Source organism: Saccharothrix luteola (genome assembly GCF_020859565.1).
GTDB classification, from domain to species: domain Bacteria; phylum Actinomycetota; class Actinomycetes; order Mycobacteriales; family Pseudonocardiaceae; genus Actinosynnema; species Actinosynnema luteola.
Genome location: NZ_JAJHUO010000004.1, coordinates 371455 through 378763 on the forward strand (window position 1 = coordinate 371455; position 7309 = coordinate 378763).

7 protein-coding genes are annotated in these 7309 nt (G+C 73.6%); 6 read left to right on the top strand and 1 reads right to left on the bottom strand.

The genetic code is table 11. The features are described from left to right. Positions 1 to 152 precede the first annotated feature (152 nt). The 3 genes from LNK82_RS07145 to LNK82_RS07155 all read left to right on the top strand — a co-directional run bounded on the left by LNK82_RS07145 (position 153) and on the right by LNK82_RS07155 (position 3762). On the top strand, positions 153 to 2192 hold the full coding sequence (locus tag LNK82_RS07145; protein WP_230566126.1) for a beta-galactosidase: 2040 nt from the start codon (positions 153 to 155) through the stop codon (positions 2190 to 2192). A 140-nt stretch (positions 2193 to 2332) separates the two neighbouring features. Next, a complete protein-coding gene (locus LNK82_RS07150; RefSeq protein WP_123743866.1) occupies positions 2333 to 2656 on the top strand; it encodes a PadR family transcriptional regulator in 324 nt (107 codons plus the stop codon). Next, positions 2653 to 3762 carry an HAAS signaling domain-containing protein gene (locus LNK82_RS07155; protein ID WP_230566127.1) on the top strand — a complete coding sequence of 370 codons (1110 nt, stop codon included), beginning with the start codon at positions 2653 to 2655 and terminating at the stop codon, positions 3760 to 3762. Before LNK82_RS07150 ends, LNK82_RS07155 begins: the two co-directional genes overlap by 4 nt. A 15-nt stretch (positions 3763 to 3777) precedes the next feature. Here the strand turns inward: LNK82_RS07155 and LNK82_RS07160 are convergent, their stop codons facing one another. Then, on the bottom strand, positions 3778 to 4665 hold the full coding sequence (locus LNK82_RS07160) for a substrate-binding domain-containing protein (RefSeq protein ID WP_230566128.1): 888 nt from the start codon (positions 4663 to 4665) through the stop codon (positions 3778 to 3780). A 185-nt stretch (positions 4666 to 4850) separates the two neighbouring features. Between LNK82_RS07160 and LNK82_RS07165 the strand changes: the two genes are divergently transcribed. The 3 genes from LNK82_RS07165 to LNK82_RS07175 all read left to right on the top strand — a co-directional run bounded on the left by LNK82_RS07165 (position 4851) and on the right by LNK82_RS07175 (position 7219). Next, the gene (locus LNK82_RS07165; protein WP_230566129.1) at positions 4851 to 5222 is read left to right on the top strand and encodes a YciI family protein; all 372 of its coding nucleotides are present in this window, start codon (positions 4851 to 4853) and stop codon (positions 5220 to 5222) included. After that, positions 5219 to 6463 carry an RNA polymerase sigma factor gene (locus LNK82_RS07170; RefSeq protein ID WP_230566130.1) on the top strand — a complete coding sequence of 415 codons (1245 nt, stop codon included), beginning with the start codon at positions 5219 to 5221 and terminating at the stop codon, positions 6461 to 6463. Before LNK82_RS07165 ends, LNK82_RS07170 begins: the two co-directional genes overlap by 4 nt. A gap of 72 nt (positions 6464 to 6535) precedes the next feature. Then, positions 6536 to 7219 carry a dihydrofolate reductase family protein gene (locus tag LNK82_RS07175; RefSeq protein ID WP_230566131.1) on the top strand — a complete coding sequence of 228 codons (684 nt, stop codon included), beginning with the start codon at positions 6536 to 6538 and terminating at the stop codon, positions 7217 to 7219. Positions 7220 to 7309: the final 90 nt, after the last annotated feature.

Sequence of the window (7309 nt, forward strand, 5' to 3'; positions counted from 1 at the left end):
CCGCGTCGCTGACGCCGCTGCCAGCGAGAACCGCGCTGTGAACGTGCACAGTAGTTGTCCGGACGTCACGCCTGTCAACCACTTGACACCCTGTCTTATCTGCACCGTAATCTGCGATCAGACCGTGCACGTTCACATCCACTGGAGTGTTCATGACGTTTGTGGTGCCTCGCCAGGCCGACGAGCGGGCCGCGCAGGACCCGTTCGCGCCGCGGATGCCGGTAGGCGTGGACGGGCTCGTCTACGGCGGGGACTACAACCCCGAGCAGTGGCCGGAGGAGGTGTGGGTCGAGGACGTCGCGCTGATGCGGCAGGCCGGGGTCAACCTGGTCAGCGTCGCGATCCACGCGTGGGCGGCGCTGGAGCCGCGGCCCGGCGAGTTCGACTTCGGCTGGCTGGACCGGCTGCTCGACCTGCTGCACGGCGCGGGCATCGCGGTCAACCTGGCCACGCCGACCGTCGTGCCGCCCGCGTGGCTCTACCGCGCGCACCCGGAGATCCGGCCGGTCACCCGGGACGGCACGGAGCTGGAACGCGGGTCGCGCGCGACGTTCTGCCCGAGCGCGCCCGCCTACCGCCGGGCCGCCGCGACCATCACCCGGCAGCTCGGCGACCGCTACGGCACGCACCCTGCCGTGGCGCTGTGGCACGTGCACAACGAGTACGGCGCACCCGTCGGCGCGTGCTACTGCCCCGAGTCGGCCACCGCGTTCCGGCGGTGGCTGCGCGAGCGGCACGGCGACCTCGACGCGCTCAACGCGGCCTGGGGCACCAGCTTCTGGGGCCAGCGCTACGGCGAGTGGGCCGAGATCGAGCCGCCGCGCGTGTCCGGCACCACCGGCAACCCGGCGCACGAGCTCGACTTCGCCCGGTTCTGCTCGGACGAGCTGCTGGCCTGCTACACGGCCGAGCGCGACGTCCTGCGCGAGCGGTCGACCGTGCCCGTGACCACGAACTTCATGACCACCAACTGCAAGTCGATCGACTACTGGCGCTGGGGCCGCGAGGTCGACGTGGTGGCCAACGACCACTACCTGACCGCGGAGGCCGACCGCAACCACATCGACCTGGCCATGTCGGCGGACCTGACCCGCGCGGTGGCGGGCGGGCGGCCGTGGATGCTCATGGAGCACTCCACCGGCGCGGTGAACTGGCAGCCGCGCAACATCGCCAAGCGGCCCGGCGAGATGCGCCGCAACAGCCTGGCCCACGTGGCGCGCGGCGCGGACGCGGTGATGTTCTTCCAGTGGCGCGCTTCCCGCTTCGGCGCGGAGAAGTTCCACTCCGCGATGCTGCCCCACGCCGGCACGAGCAGCAGGCTGTGGCAGGAGGTCGTGCGGTTGGGCGGCGACCTCGGCGCGCTGCACGAGGTGCGCGGCAGCCTGGTGCGCGCCGACGTCGCCGTGCTGTGGGACTGGGAGTCGTGGTGGGCGCTGGAGCTGGACTGGCGGCCGTCGGTCGACCTGTCCTACCGGGAACGGGTCGGCGCGTTCTACGAGCAGCTGTGGGACGCCCGGCTGACGGTGGACTTCGTCGCGCCGGGGGCCGACCTGGGCGGCTACCGGCTCGTGGTGGTGCCGTCGCTGTACCTGATGTCGACGGCGGCGGCGCAGGTGCTGCACGACTACGTGGCCGGCGGCGGCACGCTCGTCGTCTCGTACTTCTCCGGCATCGTCGACGCCAACGACACCGTGCACCCCGGCGCCCACCCCGGCGCGTTGCGCGACGTGCTCGGCCTGGAGGTCGAGGAGTTCCTCCCGCTGCGCTCCGGCGAGGAGGTCTCGCTGGACGGCGGGCTGCGCGGTGACGTGTGGGCCGAGCACGTCCGGCTGGCCGGTGCGGAGAGCGTGCGCTCGTACCTGGACGGCCCGGCGGCGGGCGGACCGGCGGTGACGCGCCACCACCTCGGCGAGGGCACCGCCTGGTACGTCTCGACCCGGCTGCGCGGCGCGGCGCTCGACGCGGTGCTGCGCGAGGTCTTCCCGGACGCCGGCGTCGAGGCCCGCGACGACCTGCCGCACGACGTCGAGGTGGTGCGCCGCCGCGGCTCCGACGCCGAGTACCTGTTCGTGCTCAACCACAGCGAAGCCGAGGTGCGGCTGGCCGCGTCCGGTACCGAGCTGCTCACCGGAGAGCGGTGCGAGTCCGAGCTGGTCGTCCCGGCGGGCGGCACGGCGGTGCTCAAGTCCTGAGCGGGGTTCGAAGGGGCCGTCCACGCGGGACGGCCCCGTCGGCACGAGGCGAGCCACCGGTCGCGCGTACTGCTACCCCCTCGTACGCGGTACTGCGCTTTCCGTAGTACCCTTCACCGCACACCACCGGGGAGAAGCGCATGGACACCAGCCAACTGCTCAAGGGGGTGCTGGACCTCGCCGTCCTTGCCGTGCTGCGCAAGGAGGACGGGTACGGCTACGACGTGCTGCGCAGACTCCGCCAGGGCGGCCTGGACGGGGTCGGCGACGCGTCGGTCTACGGCACCCTGCGCCGGCTCTACAACGCCGGGCTGCTCACGTCGTACGTCGTGCCGAGCGAAGAGGGCCCGCACCGCAAGTACTACAGCCTCAACGAGCCGGGCCGGGAACGGCTGCTCGAATCCGGCAAGACCTGGAAGTCGTTCGCGCGGACGTTGGACGACCTGTTGGGGGAGGGTGCATGAGCACGCAGACGAACACCGAGGTCAAGCACTACCTGGACGCCATGCGCGACGCGCTGTCCGACCTGCCCCCCGCCGAGGTCGCCGAGATCATGGACGACGCGGGGGCGCACGTGGTCGAGGTCGCCGAGGAGATGGGCGACGAGTTCTCGGCCGCCGCCCTGATCGACCGGCTCGGCACGCCGCGCGCGTACGCCGAGGAACTGCGCGTCGCGGCGGGCTACCCCTCCCCCTCCTCGCCGGCGGGCGGCGGCGCCCGGCCGACGGTCCTGGCCAGGTTCGCGCTGTGGAGCCTGCTGGCCGCCACGGTCATGGCGTTCGGCTTCGCCGTCACCGACGGCCACATCCTGGAGGCCGCCTTCCTCGTCGGCCTCTGCGCCGCGGCCGCCACCGTCGTGGTGTTCCGGCAGAGCGGTCTGGTGGCGGAGATCGCGAAGCTGCCGGAGGCCGTGGCCGTCAAGGACTCGCTGGCCCGCACCGAGCTGACCGGCCTGCGCACGTGGTTCGCGTCGCTGCGCCCGGTCCAGCCGGTGTGGTGGATCATCCGCGCGCTGCTCATCGGCTTGGGCGGCGTGCTGGTCTACCGGTCGGACCTCACCTTCCTGCCGGCCCTGGCGCTGGCCGCGGTGTCGCTGGTGGCCGGCCCGAAGGCGCGGACCGACCGCCGGTGGCTGTGGATCAGCCTGCCCGCGACCGGGTTCGCCCTCGGCGTCCTGCTGCTCGTCGGCGGCAAGATGGTGTCGCTGTTCGACATCTACCCGGTCGTCAACGCGCCGGTCTCGTACAACCCGGCGCCGCAGACCCCGGACAACATCTACGTGTTCGACAAGGACGGCAAGCCGCTCACCGACGTCCACCTCTACGACGAGAACGGCCGCCCGCTCAACGGGCCGTGGTACGGCTGCGAAGGCGAGAGCCGCGACGACAACCGCTACCCCCGGCCCAAGGTCGTCCACGACGAGACGGGCTGCCGCGAGGTCCCGGGCGTCCCCTTCACCGTCGTGATGCCGGCCGTGCCGAGCACCACCACGACCGCGCCACCGTCGTCGGTCACGCCGTCGTCCGCGCCCACGACGACCGCGCCCACGACGGCCACGACCACGGGCTGACGCGGCGCCGCCCCGTCACCAGGGGATTGGCGGGGCGGTCGAGTCGCGGACGACCAGGTCGGTGGCCAGCTCCACCCGGTCCGCCACGGGCGGGTGGCCGGCGATCAGGCCGGCCAGCATCCAGCCCGCCTGCAGGCCCATCGCGGCCAGCGGTTGGCGGACGGTGGTCAGGCCCGGGGTGCAGCGGCGGGCCGCCGGGAGGTCGTCGAAGCCGACGACGCTGAGGTCCCCGGGCACCGACAGGCCCGCGGCACGGGCGGCCTCGACCACGCCGAGGGCCTGCTCGTCGTTGGCCGCGAACACCGCCGTGGGCCGGTCGGGCAGGCGCAGCAGCTCGTCGGCCTCCCGCCGTCCGCCCTCGCGGGTGAAGTCCCCGTGCCGCACCAAAGCGGTGTCGAGGGCGATGCCGGCCCGGCCGAGGGCGAAGCGGTAGCCGTCGACGCGGGCACGGCTGCACAGCACGTCACGCGGGCCGCCGACGACGCCGATCCGCCGGTGCCCGAGCGACAGCAGGTGCTTCGCCGCCGTGATGCCGCCCGCCCGGTTGGTGGCGGCGACGCTCAGCAGGTCCGGCGTGGCCGCGTCCACCGGGTCGATGTGCACCAGCGGCACGCCCGCCCGCGCGAGCACCCGTTCCTCGGCCGCGCTGATCGGGCAGGTCACCAGCAGCACGCCCGCGCGCCGCGCCCGGACCAGGTCGGCCGCCCACGACGTGCCACGGCCGTCCGCCGAGGACAGCACCACGTCCAACCCGGAGTCGACGACGCCCCGCATCACCTCCATGGCCCACGCGCTGTTGAGGGCCGGGAAGACCAGCTCGACCAGCGGGGCGGGAGGGAGCGGCCGGTCACTCCGCGCCCGGCGCACGAGGCACGTGCGTTCGAGGATCCTCAGCGCGCTCACGGCCCCGACACTATCGGAAATCATGCGAAACACAACGAAGCTCTGAGCTGCACCGATTCACCAGGTGCGACCGACAACCGGCACTCGAAACACCGAAGTCGCGATAGGCTTTCGCAAAAGTTTCGAAAGCCGGGGAGTGCCGGCAGAATCCCCACCGTCCGAAGTCGACGGTGGGAGGCAACGCGGTGAAGTACCTGATGCTGATCTACGGCAACGAGCAGGTGTGGAACAGCGTGGACGCGGAGGAGTTCGCGAAGCTGGTCGCCGACGTGGACGCGTTCAACGCGGACCTGCGGGAGTCCGGCGAGCTGGTCGACTCGCAGGGCCTGGTGTCCCGCCCGCGGTCGGTGCGCGTGGTCGGCGACGCGCCCGTCGTCACCGACGGCCCGTACCTGGAGGCCAAGGAGTACGTCGGCTCGTACTTCGTGGTCGACGTCGACAGCGAGCAGCGGGCGATGGAGATCGCGCGGTCCTACCCGGCCCTGCGCTACAGCCGGGGCCTGGGTGGCGGTCTCGAGGTGTGGCCCCTGATGCGGCCCGGCGGCGACGACCTTTGACCGCCGTCGAGCACGTCCTGCGCACGCTGACGCCGCAGGTGCTCGGCATCCTCGTGCGCCGGCACGGCGACTTCGCGCGCTGCGAGGACGCCGTGCAGGAGGCGCTGATCAACGCCGCCGACACGTGGCCGCGCGACGGCGTCCCCGAACACCCCCTCGGCTGGCTCACCACGGTCGCCGCACGCCGCTACGTGGACCTGGTGCGTTCCGACGCCGCGCGGGAGCGCCGGGAGCAGGCGCTGTTCGACGCCGTGCCGCGCGACGAGCTGCTCGCGCCGCCGCCGGACGCCGAACCCGCGCGCGACGACCTGTTGGAGCTGCTGTTCCTGTGCTGCCACCCCGCGCTGACCGCGCCGTCCCAGATGGCGCTGACGCTGCGGGCCGTCGCCGGGCTGACCACCACCGAGATCGCCGCCGCGTTCCTGGTGCCGGACAAGACGATGGGCCAGCGGATCTCCCGCGCCAAGCAGCGGCTGCTGGAGGCGGGCGCGCGGTTCGAGCCGCCCGCCGACCGCGAACGGGCGTTGGCGGTCGTGCTGCACGTGCTCTACCTGCTGTTCAACGAGGGCTACAGCGCCAGCGGGGGTCCGCGGCTGCGCCGTCCCGACCTGACCGGGCAGGCGGTGCGGCTGACCCGTGAGCTGCACGCCCGGCTGCCCGACCACGGCGAGACGGCGGGCCTGCTGGCGTTGATGCTGCTCACCGAGGCCCGTGGCGCTGCCCGCACGGGCCCGGACGGCGTGCTGGTCCCGTTGGCCGAGCAGGACCGGTCGCGGTGGGACCGCGCGGCGATCGCCGAGGGGACCGAGCTGGTGACCCGCAGCCTGGCCGCGCACCCCGTCGGCCCGTACCAGGTTCAGGCGGCGATCGCGGCCGTGCACAGCGAGGCCGCCACGGCGGAGGACACCGACTGGCCGCAGATCCTCGCCCTGTACGACGTGCTGGAACGCCTCGCGCCCAGCTCGGTCACCGCGCTGAACCGGGCCGTCGCCCTCGGTGAGGTGCGGGGTCCGGCCGCCGCTCTGGAGGTGGTCGCGGACCTGGAGCGAGGGGTCCTGGCCGGCAACCACCGGCTGCTCGCCGTGCGGGCGCACCTGCTCGAACGGGCCGGCGACCGCACGGGCGCGAGCGAGGCGTTCCGGCAGGCCGCACGGCTGGCGGGCAACGTCCCCGAGCAGCGGTTCCTGCTCCTGCGAGCGGCCCGCTGCGCCGCCGCGGAAAATTCTTCCGCGCCGATGTAGAAGTCGCGTCGCCGGCTCCGATCCCCTCCCGAGCGACACCACCGGGCGTCGCCGGGAGGAAGGAACGCAGCCATGACCAAGGTGACCGCGCAGCTGTCGGTGTCCCTCGACGGCTTCTACGCCGGACCGCGCCACGAGGGCGACGGCGACTGGTTGGCGTCCGCGGAGGCCGCGGCGTTCTTCCGCGTCACCCGCTGGGCGATCAGCGCGATGGCGTGGCGGGAGCGGCAGGGCTTCGCGGGCGGCGAGGAGGACGTGAACTCCGACGTCATCCGGGAGAGCTTCGAGGCCGCGGGCGCGTACGTGATGGGCCGGCGCATGGCCGACGGAGGCGAGGTGCCGTGGGGCGAGGAGCCGCCGTTCCGCGCGCCGGTCTTCGTGGTGACCCACCGGCCGCGCCGGACCCTGGAGCGCAAGGGCGGCACCAGCTTCACCTACGTCACCGACGGCGTCGAGAGCGCGGTGGCGCAGGCGAAGGCCGCGGCAGGCGGCAAGGACGTCGCGGTCGCAGGCGGCGGCACGCTGGTCCGCCAGGTGTTGGCCGCCGGTCTGCTGGACGAGCTGGAGCTCCACATCGTGCCGGTCGTGCTCGGCGACGGCCTCCGGCTGCTCGACGCCGACCTCGGCCTGGGGCACGAGGAAGGCATCGAGCTGACGCCGACCCGGGTCCTGCACACCCCGGACGTCACCCACGTCCGCTACACCGTCCGGGGCCGCGCCCCGCTCGTCCTGGACGACCGGGGCCGCGGCAACTGACACGCCGGTGGGGGGGGGGCCCCCCCCCCCCCCCCCCGGGCGGGGGGCCCCCCCCCCCCGGCCGCCACGGGGCCGGGCCCCGGGGGGGGC